General features: G+C 60.8%; 17 protein-coding genes. 8 read left to right on the top strand and 9 right to left on the bottom strand.

All coding sequences use genetic code 11. The features are described 5' to 3' along the window. Positions 1 to 9: 9 nt before the first annotated feature. The 4 genes from flhA to ACR0JA_RS20935 are packed head-to-tail and all read left to right on the top strand — an operon-like array spanning position 10 to position 4,317. A complete protein-coding gene (flhA, locus tag ACR0JA_RS20950) occupies positions 10 to 2,097 on the top strand; it encodes a flagellar biosynthesis protein FlhA (RefSeq protein WP_480579305.1) in 2,088 nt (695 codons plus the stop codon). Then, positions 2,094 to 2,867 (top strand): flagellar biosynthetic protein FliR, encoded by a 774-nt coding sequence (locus tag ACR0JA_RS20945; protein ID WP_480579303.1) that lies wholly within the window; start codon positions 2,094 to 2,096, stop codon positions 2,865 to 2,867. The genes flhA and ACR0JA_RS20945 overlap by 4 nt, the downstream gene beginning before the upstream one ends. Next, positions 2,864 to 3,952 (top strand): flagellar type III secretion system protein FlhB, encoded by a 1,089-nt coding sequence (gene flhB, locus ACR0JA_RS20940; protein WP_480579301.1) that lies wholly within the window; start codon positions 2,864 to 2,866, stop codon positions 3,950 to 3,952. The genes ACR0JA_RS20945 and flhB overlap by 4 nt, the downstream gene beginning before the upstream one ends. Then, on the top strand, positions 3,949 to 4,317 hold the full coding sequence (locus ACR0JA_RS20935; RefSeq protein WP_480579299.1) for a hypothetical protein: 369 nt from the start codon (positions 3,949 to 3,951) through the stop codon (positions 4,315 to 4,317). The genes flhB and ACR0JA_RS20935 overlap by 4 nt, the downstream gene beginning before the upstream one ends. An 18-nt stretch (positions 4,318 to 4,335) precedes the next feature. Here ACR0JA_RS20935 and ACR0JA_RS20930 read toward each other — a convergent pair whose 3' ends face one another. Genes ACR0JA_RS20930 through ACR0JA_RS20890 form a run of 9 tightly spaced genes read right to left on the bottom strand, consistent with a single transcriptional unit; the run spans position 4,336 to position 8,890 of the window. Next, on the bottom strand, positions 4,336 to 4,854 hold the full coding sequence (locus tag ACR0JA_RS20930; RefSeq protein ID WP_480579297.1) for a flagellar basal body-associated protein FliL: 519 nt from the start codon (positions 4,852 to 4,854) through the stop codon (positions 4,336 to 4,338). 9 nt (positions 4,855 to 4,863) lie between these two features. Continuing rightward, positions 4,864 to 5,595 (bottom strand): flagellar basal body L-ring protein FlgH, encoded by a 732-nt coding sequence (gene flgH / locus ACR0JA_RS20925; RefSeq protein WP_480579295.1) that lies wholly within the window; start codon positions 5,593 to 5,595, stop codon positions 4,864 to 4,866. Beyond that, complete coding sequence (gene flgA / locus ACR0JA_RS20920) at positions 5,595 to 6,008, bottom strand: flagellar basal body P-ring formation chaperone FlgA (RefSeq protein ID WP_480579293.1); 414 nt, start codon at positions 6,006 to 6,008, stop codon at positions 5,595 to 5,597. The genes flgH and flgA overlap by 1 nt, the downstream gene beginning before the upstream one ends. Next, positions 6,008 to 6,793, bottom strand: coding sequence for a flagellar basal-body rod protein FlgG (gene flgG / locus ACR0JA_RS20915; RefSeq protein WP_480579291.1), 786 nt, complete (start codon positions 6,791 to 6,793; stop codon positions 6,008 to 6,010). Before flgG ends, flgA begins: the two co-directional genes overlap by 1 nt. Before the next feature lie 20 nt (positions 6,794 to 6,813). Next, on the bottom strand, positions 6,814 to 7,524 hold the full coding sequence (locus ACR0JA_RS20910) for a flagellar hook-basal body complex protein (RefSeq protein WP_480579289.1): 711 nt from the start codon (positions 7,522 to 7,524) through the stop codon (positions 6,814 to 6,816). After that, positions 7,524 to 7,796, bottom strand: coding sequence for a flagellar biosynthetic protein FliQ (locus tag ACR0JA_RS20905; protein ID WP_480579287.1), 273 nt, complete (start codon positions 7,794 to 7,796; stop codon positions 7,524 to 7,526). Before ACR0JA_RS20905 ends, ACR0JA_RS20910 begins: the two co-directional genes overlap by 1 nt. Before the next feature lie 4 nt (positions 7,797 to 7,800). Beyond that, positions 7,801 to 8,091 carry a flagellar hook-basal body complex protein FliE gene (gene fliE / locus ACR0JA_RS20900; protein ID WP_480579285.1) on the bottom strand — a complete coding sequence of 97 codons (291 nt, stop codon included), beginning with the start codon at positions 8,089 to 8,091 and terminating at the stop codon, positions 7,801 to 7,803. An 11-nt stretch (positions 8,092 to 8,102) separates the two neighbouring features. After that, a complete protein-coding gene (gene flgC / locus ACR0JA_RS20895; protein ID WP_480579283.1) occupies positions 8,103 to 8,489 on the bottom strand; it encodes a flagellar basal body rod protein FlgC in 387 nt (128 codons plus the stop codon). An 11-nt stretch (positions 8,490 to 8,500) separates the two neighbouring features. Next, entirely contained in the window at positions 8,501 to 8,890 is a 390-nt protein-coding gene (locus ACR0JA_RS20890; RefSeq protein WP_480579281.1) for a FlgB family protein, read from the bottom strand. Positions 8,891 to 8,978: 88 nt separating this feature from the next. Between ACR0JA_RS20890 and ACR0JA_RS20885 the strand changes: the two genes are divergently transcribed. From ACR0JA_RS20885 to flgK, 4 genes are all read left to right on the top strand, one after another. After that, the gene (locus ACR0JA_RS20885; RefSeq protein WP_480579279.1) at positions 8,979 to 10,316 is read left to right on the top strand and encodes a FliI/YscN family ATPase; all 1,338 of its coding nucleotides are present in this window, start codon (positions 8,979 to 8,981) and stop codon (positions 10,314 to 10,316) included. An 89-nt stretch (positions 10,317 to 10,405) separates the two neighbouring features. Beyond that, entirely contained in the window at positions 10,406 to 11,245 is an 840-nt protein-coding gene (locus tag ACR0JA_RS20880; RefSeq protein ID WP_480579277.1) for a flagellar motor protein MotB, read from the top strand. Between the two features lie 96 nt (positions 11,246 to 11,341). Then, positions 11,342 to 12,637 carry a flagellar hook protein FlgE gene (locus ACR0JA_RS20875; protein WP_480579275.1) on the top strand — a complete coding sequence of 432 codons (1,296 nt, stop codon included), beginning with the start codon at positions 11,342 to 11,344 and terminating at the stop codon, positions 12,635 to 12,637. Between the two features lie 33 nt (positions 12,638 to 12,670). After that, positions 12,671 to 14,122 carry a flagellar hook-associated protein FlgK gene (gene flgK / locus ACR0JA_RS20870; protein ID WP_480579273.1) on the top strand — a complete coding sequence of 484 codons (1,452 nt, stop codon included), beginning with the start codon at positions 12,671 to 12,673 and terminating at the stop codon, positions 14,120 to 14,122.

Genomic DNA, 14,122 nt, shown 5'->3' with positions numbered 1-14,122 from the left:
GAGCAGCCCTTGCCCCGGATCGACATACGCACCCTGTTTTCGCCGACCGTGCTGCTGGCGCTGGCACTGATGACAGTCATCGTTATGATGATCCTGCCCATGCCGGCCTGGGTTCTGGATGTCGGGCTGGCGGCGTCATTTGCGCTGGCGATCCTGATCTTCACGCTCACGCTGTTCATCGAACGACCGCTGGACTTTTCGTCCTTCCCGACCATCCTGCTGGCCTCGCTGATGCTGCGGCTGTCGCTGAACGTCTCGTCCACGAAACTGATCATTGGTCAGGGGCACACCGGCACCAACGCCGCCGGAGATGTCATTGAAGGCTTCGCCCAGTTCGTCATGGGCGGCAGCATCTTTCTGGGGCTTGTCGTGTTCGGCGTCCTGCTGATCGTGAACTTCATGGTCATCACCAAGGGGGCTGCCCGCATGGCCGAGGTTGGCGCGCGCTTTGCGCTGGACGGGATGCCCGGCAAACAGCTGGCCATCGACAGCGACATGTCCGCCGGGGCGATCGACCACCAGCAAGCCAAAGAACGACGCGAACGCGAGCAGCAGGAAACGACGTTCTTTGGTTCGCTGGACGGGGCGTCGAAATTCGTCAAGGGGGACGCAATCGCCGGGTTGCTCATCACCCTGCTGAACCTCGTGATGGGGTTGGTGATGGGTGTGATCGTGCACGGCATGCCGGTTACATCGGCCTTTGAAACCTATGCCATTCTGACCGTTGGCGACGGGCTGGTATCGCAGATCCCGGCCGTGATAATCTCGATCGCCTCAGCGCTGCTGCTGGCGCGTGGCGGCACCCAGGGTGCAACGGACAACGCGATATTCTCGCAACTGGGGCGGCACCCGGCCGCGTTGGGAACGGTGGCGGGTCTGATGGTGCTGTTTGCGTTGGTCCCGGGCCTGCCGTTCCTGCCCTTCATCCTTGGCGCAAGCGTTCTGGGCTATGCAGCCTATAGCGTCCACAAGACCCAGAAAGCCGAGGACGAGGCGGCACAGACCCCGCCCCCTCAGACCGAAACGCCGGTTTCACAAGCCATTGGCGACATTCTTGACCTTGACGATCTGCATCTGGAATTTGCGCCCGATCTGGTCAGCATGGTGCTGAACCCCGGCACCGGTCTGGACGCACGCATCGCCAATATGCGGACCTATGTCGCCTCCAGCTTCGGCCTGATCCTGCCCGAAATCCGCCTGACCGACCGGGCCGAGCTGCCCATTGGCACCTACGTGATCAAGGTACACGGGGTTGAGCAGGCACGCGGCGTTCTAAATTCCGACTTGGTGCTGGCGCTGGTGCAGGACGGTGCCGATCTTCTGCCCGAGGGCACTGATGTGACCGAACCGGTCTACGGTGCCCCGGCACGCTGGATCCTGCCCAAAGACCAGGAAACCGCCGCACTCAGCGGTGCAACCATTGTCACCCCGCCCGAAATCCTTGCCACGCATCTGCTGGAGATCATCAAGCAGAACTTCCCGCGCCTGCTGACCCTGAAGTCGCTGCGCCGACTGCTGTCAGAGATGACCCGGCTCAGCGACCCGGTCCGGGCCGAGGCGAACCAGAAACTGCTGGACGAGCTGATCCCCGACAAGGTCCCTATCGACACGCTGCATTCGGTTCTGCGCCTGCTTCTGGACGAACGCGTTTCAATCCGAAATATGGCGCTGATCCTCGAAAGCATCGCCGAAGCGCGCCTGACCACGACTCAGCCCGAAGGCATCTGCGAGCTCGTCCGTCAACAGCTTGGCTTCCAACTGGTCGCCGACATGAAGCGCGACGACGGCTCGATCCCGCTGATCCAGCTGGCCCCGGAATGGGAGGATACGTTTACCACCTACCAGATTGACACGCCCCATGCTGGCCCGGATGTGGCCTTGCCGCCCAATCTGTTCAACAAGTTGGCGGATGGCGTGACGCAAACAGTATCGCAATCCACTGAGCACGGGTTGTTCCCGGCCCTTGTGACTTCGACCCGGCGCCGCCGTCTGCTGCGCACGATCATGCAGGCGCGTGGTATTTCGAACCCAGTGCTTTCGTTCGAGGAAATCGGCCTCGAGGCGCGGCCGGCACTGGTCGGGACCGTGCCCGCATGATCGCTCTGCCGCCCGAACTTCTCTCTGTGATCGGGGGCGGCCTTTGGCACATGTTTGCGGTGTTCCTGCGCGTCTCGGCGCTGGTGTCTTTGCTGCCCGCGTTTGGGGAACGCAGCCTTCCCGTACGCGTGAAGCTGAGCGTTGCCGTGGCGTTCACACTGATCGTGTCTCCTGCCATACCCGAGTATCGTCCCACACCCGGGCTGCTGCACTTGACCGCGCTGGTGGGCACCGAGGTTCTGGTGGGGCTGGTTTTGGGGATAGGGCTGCGGCTGTTTGTGCTGGCGCTGCAAACGGCGGGCTCGATCGCCGCTCAGGCCACCTCCCTGTCGCAAATTCTGGGCGGTGCCGCCATCGAGCCCGTTCCGGCGATGGGCTATTTCCTGACCCTTGCGGGATTGGCATTGGCGGCGCTGATGGGGCTGCACGTCTACGCCGCCCAGTTCATCATCAACAGCTACGCCCTGTTTCCGATGGCGATCTCGCCATCGGTACCGGACCTGTCGCAATGGGGTGTCGCGCAAGTGTCGCGCAGCTTTGGGCTGGCCTTTGCGCTGGCGACACCCTTTGTCATTGCCTCGCTGATCTATAACCTGGCGCTGGGTGTGATCAACCGCGCGATGCCACAGCTCATGGTCGCGTTCGTTGGCGCCCCGGCGATCACGATTGCGGGCCTGTTTCTGCTGTTTGCAGGCGCGCCGCTGATCCTGTCCGTCTGGTCCGACACCCTGTTCGCCTTCCTGCGAAACCCGGTTGGATCCCCGCCATGAGCGGCCAGGACGACGACAGCGACAAGCCATTTGAGCCAACGCCGCAAAAGCTACAGAAGGCTCGCGAAAAGGGCGAGATTGCCAAATCCAATGATCTATCCGTTGTCGCCGCCTATGTCGGTTTGCTGATCGCCATGTTGGTGGCGGGCCAGTATGTGGCCCGCGAACTGGGTGCGGCGCTGCTTGTTCTGATCGATCAACCGGATCAGATCGCCGCCCTGATCGCCGCTGGGCCGGCGGCTGCTCCGGTCGCAGGCATCCTCGCCTCAACCCTGACACCGGTTGCAATGCTGTTTGTCTTACCAGCCGCCGCGGTGGTGCTGAGCCTGATTGCCCAGCGCGCTTTGATTTTCGCCCCTACAAAACTCAAACCCAAACTGTCCCGTATCTCGCTGGTATCGAACGCCAAGAACAAATTCGGACGCGGCGGCCTGTTCGAATTTGCAAAGAGCTTTGTGAAGCTGGTGATCTATGGCACATGTCTGGCGGTGTTTTTGCGCGCCCATCTGGATCAGATACTCTCGGCCAGCGCCTCACCCGCTCAGACTTCGATCCTGATGATGATGAGACTGCTGGCCCGGTTTTTGTTCATTGTGGTGTTTGTCGCGCTGGCGATCGGCGTGGTGGATTATCTTTGGCAGCACGCCGAGCACATGCGCAAGAACCGCATGTCGCGCAAGGAAATCCAAGACGAGACCAAAGACGCCGAAGGTGATCCCCACGTCAAGCAACAGCGCCGTCACCGGGCGCAGGAAATCGCCACCAATCAGATGATGGCCGACGTGCCGAACGCCGACGTGATCATCGTGAACCCGACCCACTATGCAATCGCGCTGAAATGGTCGCGCACCAGCGGTTCGGCCCCGGTCTGCATTGCCAAGGGCATGGACGCAGTCGCCGCCGCTATCCGCGCGGCTGCGGCCGAGGCGGCGGTTCCGATCCATTCCGATCCGCCGACCGCGCGGGCCATTCACGCCACGGTCGAGATCGGGCAGGAGATCGCGCAAGAGCACTACCGCCCGGTGGCTGCAGCCATTCGCTTTGCAGAAGAGATGCGCAAGCGAGCAAAAGGAAAGATTCGTTGAAACTGACACAGCTTTCGGACCTGCGTGCCGTAACCGAAGCCGCGTTTGAAAAAGAGAACCAGGGGCTGCAACCGCTGTTGCAAGCCGAGACGCGGGTCCGGGAACAGCTCGCCCGGTTGGACGCTCAACTTGCACAGGTGCAATCTGAAAGTTCGCTTTCGGACAGCTACCGCATCACCGGCACAGACGTTCTGTGGCATCGCTGGGAATCGGCCACGCGGCGTCAGCTGAACATGGAACTGGTGCAGCTACGTGCGCAAAAGCTCGACGCGATGAAAAGCCTGCGCACCGCCTTTGGCCGTAAACAGGCCGTTGCCGAGTTGAGGGCGCAAACCCGCGCAACGGCGCGACGCCCAACCGGGTGAAAGCCTAGCAGGCCGGTGTCAGCTGTCTTGTCGATTGACACTCATGATCAGAACGCCCGAGATATCCTGCCCCAACTCTTTATGCGCAACTTCCAGCAGGGACTGGCGCAAGACCTCCAGGTTGTCGGACGAGGTAAACGCCCCGTCGAACCCACCTGTATTGGCGTGGTCGAACAGCACCTGCAAGAACCCATCGCGCAGTTTGGGCTCCTTGGCATAAAAGGTATCGGACAGTCCCGGGCTGGCCTGCAAACTCAGCGACATTGTCACCAACGCGGTGATTTCGTCCTCGGAAACCACGGGCACCACGAATTGCTTGGTCAGTTTCAGGTATTCATAGCCGTCGGATTTTTCATCCTTTTTGGCATTCTTGTCTTGCTTGTCCTTGTTCGATTTGGCGTCCTTGGGCTTTTCGGCATCGGCCTTGGCGTCTTTGTGATCCGTGCTGGCCGGGGCCGGTGCCATCAACAGGCCCGCCCCAACACCCGCAGCCAATCCAACAACCAAAAAGATGATCGGTAAAAGTTTCTTGATCACGGCAAAACCTCAGAATGGCAGCAACGTATCGAGGACCTGTTGTCCGTAACGGGGTTGCTGGACGTCCGTGATCTGTCCGCGACCACCATAGGACACCCGCGCCGAAGCGATCTTGTCATAAGTGATCTCGTTTTGACGCGAAATGTCCTGGGGGCGCACATAGCCAGAGACCAGCAATTCACGCAGTTCGAAATTCACCCGCAGCTCTTGCGTGCCCGAGATCGACAAAACCCCGTTGGGCAAGACATCGACCACGGTCGCCGCCACACGCAAAGTCAGTTTTTCTTTGCGTTTGACCGCGCCCTTTCCCTTGGACGACGAAGACGAGTCGATCTCGACAACTTCGTCCAAAGACGCACCTTCGGGCCAGTCCCGCGTGGCGCGCTGCGGGAAACCGAACAGGCCAGGTACCGCCAGGCTTTCCTTGCCGGTGCGCGAGCGGTTGGTGTCGTTGGAAATCTCGGCCTTTTCATCCAATTCAATAACAACGGTCAGGATGTCGCCCTTCTTCATCGCGCGCTGATCGCCCAGTAGGGAATGCTGGCCGCCACTCCAGAGCGATGCCTGGTCGACAGCGCGTTGCGACTGGCTATGCAGCGGTAGCCCCGGCCATAGCATTGCCACATGTTCCGGAGATTCGTTTGTCGGCGTCAGGCTGGGCGGCTTGCCCAAATGGTCCAGTCGACCACAGGCCGAGACCACCAACGCGGTAAGCAGCAGGGATTTGGTCAGGTTTGACATCACTTTACCTCGATTTGCCCATCAGGACGGATTACACCGGTGATCGTTGTGCGCGATGACAGGTTCATGACCCGGATGCGCTCACCCGCCGCGCCGCGTCCCAACGCACGGCCTTCGGCGGTGATCGACAGCAGCGCCCGGCCGAACACCAGCGTCACCAGGTCATTGCGATCGACAATCGCCGGAGGGCCGACATCTGCCGGATTGATCGGCCGCCCGGGATACAGCGCAACCCGGGCTTCCTGACCGACCAGGCTTGCAGCGTTTGCCACCGCCCCGGTTACGTTGGACGCCTTGACTTCCAAATCTTCGGCTACGATCACCTCTTTGGCGCGGATCGTTCGGGTCGGGACGACGATCTCGGGCAGGACCACCTGTGGCCAAGCTGCCAACAAAAGGAACAGGCACCGCATCACCGCACCTGCGTCGTCGCGCTCATCATCTGATCAACGGCGGTAATGACCTTGGCGTTCATTTCATAGCCGCGCTGAGCCTCAATCAACTCTGTCACCTCACGCACGGCGTCGACCGAACTGTCTTCGAGATAACCTTGCCGCAACGTCCCCAGACCGTCCTCGCCCGGGGTTCCGACTACCGGTGCGCCCGAGGCTTCGGTCTCTTTGAACAAATTGCTTCCGATCGCCTCCAACCCTTTGGCGTTGGAGAAGCTGGCCAAGGTGAACTCACCCAACAACTGTCCTTCGGGAGCGTCGTCGAAATAGGCGTAGACCTCGCCAGCGGCATTGATCGAGATCGATCTGGCGTCGTCCGGGATCGTGATCTCGGGCGCCACGGTGAAGCCATCCGAGGTCACGATCAGCCCCTCGGCCGATCGTTTCAGGCTGCCGTCGCGGGTAAAGGCAGACTGGCCGTTTGGCAGCGTCACTTCCAGATATCCGCGCCCTTCAATGGCAACGTCAAGGTTGCCGCCAGTCTGCGACAGTGCGCCCTGTTCCAATTGAACCGTGACCGCCGATGGGCGCACCCCGAGGCCCAGTTGAATACCCGTCGGCAATACGGTCCCATCAGACGAGTTGACGGTGCCTGCGCGCGCCATCTGCTGATAGTGCAGATCGGCAAACTCAGCCCGGCGCGCGTTGTACCCGGTGGTGTTCATATTCGCCAGGTTGTTCGAAATCGTCTCGACCCGCATCTGCTGCGCTGTCATCCCGGTGGCTGCGATCTTGAGTGCCCGCATATCGATTCTCCTTGTTCAGATCAGCGCATCAGGGCTTTGAGCGCGCCCCGCACACGTTCGTTTTCAGCGTCCAGAAAGCTCTGCCCAAGTTCGTAGGCGCGCTGAATTTCAACCAGCCGCGTCACCTGCTCGACAGCATTGACGTTCGAGCCTTCCAGAAAGCGGTGCAGGACAACCGGGTTATCTACCGGCTCGACATCTCCGCCAGGACGGAACCGGGTGCTGCCTTCGCGCACCAGGTTCTGCGGGTCAGCGACCCGATACACCCCAATTTGGCCCAGCGGCTGTCCCGCCACGCTCAGCGTGCCATCTCCGCCCACATCGATCGTCGCGGCGTCAGGCGGCACAAAAACCGGGGCGCCGTTGCTGTCCAGCACACGAAACCCGTCCAGCGTCACCAGATCGCCGTCCGCGTTCGGGGAGAAACTTCCTGCGCGGGTCAGCCGGTTGCCATCGGGCGTTTCCACCATGAAAAACCCGTCGCCTTCGATGGCAAAGTCGAACTGGCCACCGGTCTCGGTCAGCACCCCCTGGTGCAGCAGCGTATTGCGCACCTCGGCGCGGCTCATGGACAATGATGGCGTATGCGGCATGTCCCGGACAAATTCGGAAAACACCAATCCCTGCTGGCGATAGCCGGTGGTATTGGCATTGGCGATATTGTTCGCGACCAACCGCATTTCGTTCATCAGCCCCGATTGGCGGGACAAGGTGACATAGGCAGTGTCCATCAGCGGCCTCCTGCAATCAATGGAACCAGCGTTCCGGTAAAAAATGTGACAAGCGTCTGGGTCATGAAACCCATCGAGATCCAGAACACGATGACGATCGCGATCAGCTTGGGAACAAATGTCAGCGTCATCTCCTGCACCGAGGTCAGGGCCTGAAACAGACCGACCACCAGCCCCGAGACCAACGCCACCGCCAGAATCGGGACCGAAGTGATCACCGCGACCCACAGCGCCTGGCGGACGATGTCATAGTAGAGACCCTCGCTCAGCATTGTGTCAGACCGGCATCCGCAGGATCTCCTGATACGCTTCGACCACCTTGTTGCGCACGATCACGGCGGTTTCGACAGCCAGCTCGGTCTGCGCCAGGGCTTGCACCAACGCGTGCGGATCGGCCTGACCGACCATGGCGGTCTGAGCGACTTGCTCACTTTGCTTCAGTGTCGCCGCGAAGTCCTGAAAACCTGACCGCAACCCCTGTGCCAATCCGGCGTGATCCGGGTCAGCCTGCGTGGCGGGTCGCGCACCGGCATAGTTCTGCGCGGCAGTTATTGATCGGATATCCATTCTGGTTGTCCTTATTTCCGAAGTAGATCCATCAGAGCCGACGACATCTGCCGGGTCTGGTCGAACATTTTGAGGTTGGCTTCGTAACTGCGCTGCGCTTCGCGCGCGTCGGCTATTTCGATCATCAGATCGACATTCGAGCCCCGATAATGGCCGGTCTCATCCGCCAGGGGATGGCTGGGATCATGGATGCGCGAGAGCGCCCGGCGATCAAGCTTGACGCGCCCGGTCTGCACCACGTCCCGGCCTGCCTTCTCGACGGTTTCGAACGGGACGGTCTTGCGTCGATAGCCGGGCGTATCCGCGTTCGAGATATTCTCGGACACGTGGCGCAGGCGCGCGGCCTGTGCCCGCAATGCGCTGGCTGAGGCCGTTAGGGAATGAGAAAAATCACTCAAGACCTGGCCCCCTAAACGCGACCGAGGCTGGTTCGCAGGATACCGATCGACGAGCGATAGATAGCCAGCGCGCGGTCATGCTGACGCTTGACCTCGACCGCCTTCAACATCTCTTCTTCCAACGAGACACCGTTGCCATTGGGATCGCCGGCAGCATGAGACACATGCTCGGCCCAGTGTTGATCACTGGCCTCGGCCCCATGGATATGCGCGGATCTTGTGGCCACCATCCCGGCTTTGGGGCCGCTATCTTCGAACGCAATCTGAAAGGTTTGAATATCGCGGGCGCGGTAACCCGGCGTATCCGCATTTGCCATGTTACGTGCGATCACCGCCTGCCGCTGCCCGGCATGGGTTGCCATTGCGTACGCTGTCTTAAAGACGTTCAAATCAGAGAACATCGGGGCTTCTCCCTCGATCAATTTCAATCAAGGCTTAACCCCGATTCCTTTAAAAACCGTTTTCAGCGAACCAGTTGGAGACCACGACATGACCGATCTCGATCCCATCCTTTTGAAATGCGAATTCGACAGGCTGACTGGGGTGCGCCATATGGGGCTGGTCACCGGGGTCGCAAACGGCGTGATCGAAGTGGGTGGTTTGGCAGGTCCAGCGCGAATCGGCGATCTCCTGACGCTGCAACGCCGTGACGGCCCGAATCTGTCGGGTGAAGTGCTGCACGTGGACGCCGACCACATTCACATGCTGCCTGGTGCCGCGTCGGACGGGGTTAGTCTGGGTGACCGGGTGTATCTGGAGACCTCGCCAGCCTTTGCCCCTGCGATGCACTGGCTGGGCCGCGTTGTGGATCCCTTCGGCAAGCCGCTGGACGGCAAGCCATTGCTGGGCGGCCTTGCGGCGCGCGACATCATGCAAGCGCCGCCCGCAGCCGTGTCCCGCAAACCCTTGGGCGCGCGCATGGCAACCGGGCTGGCAATGCTCAACACGGTTCTGCCCGTCGTGCGTGGCCAACGCGTTGGTCTGTTCGCGGGCTCTGGCGTTGGAAAATCCACTCTGCTGGCAACCCTGGCCCGATCGATGGAGGTGGATGTGGTCGTTGTCGCGCTGATCGGTGAACGCGGGCGCGAAGTGAACGAGTTTGTCGACAAGGCTCTGGGGCCGGATGGAATGAAACGTGCGGTCGTTGTAGCCGCCACCTCGGACCAGTCCGCACTGGTGCGCCGCCGCTGCGCTTGGTCGGCCATGTCGGTGGCCGAGTTCCTGCGCGATCAGGGTTTGAACGTGTTGTTTCTGGCCGATTCAATAACCCGCTTTGCAGAAGCCCACCGCGAGATCGCCGTGGCGATGGGAGAATCGCCCTCGCTGCGCGGGTTCCCTCCTTCGGTCACTTCGCTGATTGCCAGCCTTTGCGAACGGGCCGGGCCCGGGGCGCAGGATCAGGGCGATATCACCGCAGTTTTCAGCGTTCTGGTGGCCGGTTCGGATATGGAAGAACCCGTCGCCGACATTCTGCGTGGCGTGTTGGACGGCCACATTGTCCTCAGCCGCGACATCGCCGAACGCGGCAGGTTTCCGGCGATCGACCTCAGCCGCTCGGTGTCGCGCAGCCTGCCTGACGCTGCCAGCGACGCTGAAAACCAATTGATCTCGGAAACCCGCAAACTGGTCGGAAGCTACGAGCAATCCGAGGTAATGGTCAAAGCGGGCCTTTACGCCGAGGGTTCGGATCCCCTGCTGGATCAAGCCGTGCGCGTACACGCCGAACTGGATGATTTCTTTGCCAAGCCCGATACCGAAGGCGTTCAGAACAGCTTTGATCGCTTGTCGCTCATCCTGCGCCGCGCGGCAGTGGGAGGGCCCAGATAGGCGGCTAATTTCCAAACAGTTTTAAGTGTTAAGGCCACCTTAAGACCTGCGGGGATATCCCTGTAGCTGGGTGAATAAAGGTGGTGGAGATGGGTGCGCAAACCAATGCGGCGCCAATCATCATCAAGAAGAAGCGCGTGTCGGGGGGCGATGGCCACCACGGCGGCGCATGGAAAGTCGCTTATGCCGACTTTGTCACGGCCATGATGGCCTTCTTCATGTTGATGTGGCTGCTGAACGCAACGACGGAAAAACAACGCAAGGGGCTGGCGGATTACTTTTCGCCGACGATCCCGGTCAATCCCGTGTCAGGCGGGGGAGACGGTGCCTTTGGCGGAGACAACATGTTTTCGGAAAAGACCATGGTGATGGACGGCTCGGGTGCCTGCAACCGCAATCCAACCGAAGCGAACCAGGCGCGCGGTTCCACCGGAGTTGACGCACGCGGCGGGGGCGAAGGCGCTTCCGAGGATTTCTCGACGCTCGAAGCGCACCTGCTGGGGCGCAGCGGCGAGAGTCTGGTGTCGAGCAAGCACTTGCAACATATCGTCACCCGCGTCACCGACGAAGGGTTGGTCGTTGAATTGTTCGATACCGAATCGCAGGCCCTGTTCGTACCAGAGACCGACAAACCGACAGACATGATGCGCGCACTGGCCTTGCTGGTGGCGCGGTCGTCGGACCTTGTGACCAATGCCATCGCGGTCGAGGGCCACGTGCGCTCGGCACCTGTGGTTCTGGCAAAGAACCCGGTCTGGGATTTGTCGACGTCGCGGGCACAAGTGGTCCGGCAGCTGTTGCAAAACAATGGCGTCGACCCCCTGCGGCTGGACCGGGTTGCGGGTCACGCCGACCGGGAACGGGTCGCGGACAATCCGATGGCAGCGCGCAACAACCGGATCGAAATCATCTTTCTGCGCGTGCCGTAGCCCCAAGGATACGACGCATTTTAACTGTTAGCGCGCTGTTAAGGGCCAGTACGTTACCTGTTGCTACAACGATTGACGCAACAGAAGGGCGCGCTGATGACCATTTCCTCTTCGCTGAATGCCGGTGTCGCGGCGTTGAAGGCCAATGCCAACAAACTGGCAACGATTTCCGACAACATCGCGAATTCCTCGACCTTCGGGTACAAGCGGGTTGAAACGGATTTTCATTCCATGGTCACTTCGGGCCAGGGTGGCAGCTATTCCGCCGGCGGGGTCAGAACCACCAGCCAGCGCCTGATTGATCAGCGCGGGCCTCTGGTCACGACAAACAACTCGACCGATCTGGCCGTACGTGGTCGCGGCATGCTGCCGGTGCGTCCAAGCTCGCAAATCGCGGCAGGTTCGAACGAGATGCTGTTGACCACAACCGGCTCGTTCCGCACCAATGAAGAAGGTTATCTTGTCACGGAATCCGGCCTTGTCCTGCTTGGCTGGCGCGCGGCGGCGGACGGCACGATCCCGAGCGTGCCGCGCGACACACCCGCCGCATTGGAGCCGATACAGTTAAGCGTGAATCAACTATCCGGTTCGCCGACGACTGAAATGAACTTGCGCATGAACCTGCCCGCCACCGCGACCGACGCCGGCGCGCCGGGGGACACGCAACCCCTGTCGGTCGAGTATTTCGACAATCTGGGCAAATCCGAAAGCGTCGATATCGAGCTGGTGCCAACGGTACCCGCCGCCGGGTCCAGCAATGAATGGACCCTGACACTGCGGGATTCGGCGTCGGGCGGCGCGGTGATCGGGGAATATACACTGACCTTCACCGACAGCCGCACGGCTGGTGGAACACTGGCCAGCGTCACCACCGTCTCGGGCGGGGCCTATGATCCAGCCACCGGCAGCTTTGTCGTGAACGTGGCGGGTGGCCCGATGGAGGTCAATATAGGCGAGATTGGCGATGCGGATGGCATCACGCAATTGTCGGACACTTTCGCCCCGGTTTCGATCACGCGTGACGGGTCTGCTGTCGGCACCATGACCAGCGTTCAGGTCGACGAAAACGGCTATGTCTACGCTTTCTATGACACTGGCGTCAGCCGCCGGATGTTCCAGATCCCACTGGCCGACGTGCCCAACCCGAATGGGTTAACCGCGCTTGACAGCCAGACCTACGCGCCCTCGCGAGAAAGCGGCACGTTCTTCCTTTGGAACGCGGGCGAGGGACCGACAGGCGACCTGGTTTCGTTCGCGCGCGAGGAATCGACGACGGATGTGGCGACCGAACTGACCTCGATGATCCAGACCCAGCGCGCCTACTCCTCCAGCGCCAAAGTCATTCAGACCGTGGATGAAATGTTGCAGGAAACCACAAACATCAAACGCTGATCCGGGCGTTGATCCAGGGAAAGGACCTGTCCCATGAACATGTCGACAGCTTTGAACAACGCCCTCGGCGGCCTGACCGCGGCCAGCCGCGGTGCCGCAGTGGTGTCGGGCAACATCGCCAACGCGCTGACGCCCGGCTATGCGCGGCGGTCGCTGGAGCTGACCACCAGTCAGATCTCAGGCAATGGCGTTCGGGTCGTGGGTATCACGCGGCATCAGGACCCGGTCCTGACCGCAAACCGGCGCACAACCGATGCCGAACTTGGCTGGCACTCTGCAATTGCAGAGTTTCATTCCCGGTTCGAACGCTTTGTCGGCCCTCCGGATCAGACAACGTCTCTTGCCGCCCGGATGTCGGATTTTGAAGGCAGTCTGATCACCGCAGCCAGCCTGCCGGATTCGATCGAGCGCCTGGATCAGGCAGCCCGCAGCGCGCGCGCCGTGTCCGACGGTCTAAACTCGGCCTCGGAAAACCTGCGGCAAACGCGCTCGGACGCAGATCGAAAAATCGGCTCTTATGTTGAAACGCTGAACCAAACGCTGCAAGACATCGAGGACCTCAATGCCAAAATACCAGCGATCCGCAATGGAGGGGGTGACACTGGCGCCCTGTTGGATCAACGGCAGATTCTGATCGACCGGGTCAATGAACTTATACCGGTCAACGTGGTCGCCAGAGAAAACGACCGGGTCTCGCTGTATTCAGACGGCGGACTGATCATTCTGGAAGGGAAAGCGGCCGAATTCACGTTTACGACAACCGGTGACACGCGGCCTCACATGACGGTGGCGAACGGATTGCTGTCTGGTCTTGAGATGAACGGAAACCCGGTCCGAACGCTGGGAGAGTCGGCTCAAATTCGCGGTGGGGCGCTGGCGGCTCAGTTTGAGATTCGCGACACTCTGACGGTCGAAGCGCAGCTGCAACTGGACGCGGTGGCTCGCGACCTTATCGAACGCTTTGAAACTCCCGGTCTGGATCCAACTGCGGGCGCAGCTGATCCGGGCATGTTCACAGATGGCGGAAACCGCTTTGACGTCACCGCTCCACCGGGGTTGGCGTCACGCATCAACCTGAATACGGCAGTCGATCCCGATACGGGTGGTGACAGCTGGCGGTTGCGCGCGGGCTTGGGTGCAGCGGCACCTGGAGATCCCGGAAATGCGACGCAATTACAGGCGTTCGGGGCCGCGTTGGACACCGCGCGCCCGATTGCATCGGCGATATTCGGCACCGGAAACATGCGCGCGGCCGAGGTGACTGAGGCGCTGTTGTCCAGTGCCGGCGCAGACGCGCATGCTGCCCAGACGCGCTGGGTCTTCGCGGATAATGCGCAATCCGAGATGGCACGCATCGAGGCCGAGCAAGGCGTCGACACGGATACAGAGATGCAAAACATGATGCGTATTCAGCAAAGCTACGCTGCAAACGCACGCGTCATCTCGGTTGTCGATGAATTGATGGAAACTTTGCTGAGGTTGTGA

This window comes from Ruegeria sp. AM4 (assembly GCF_056540665.1).
The sequence above is the reverse complement of the archived record's forward strand: the minus strand, read 5'-3'. Positions and strand labels throughout refer to the sequence as shown.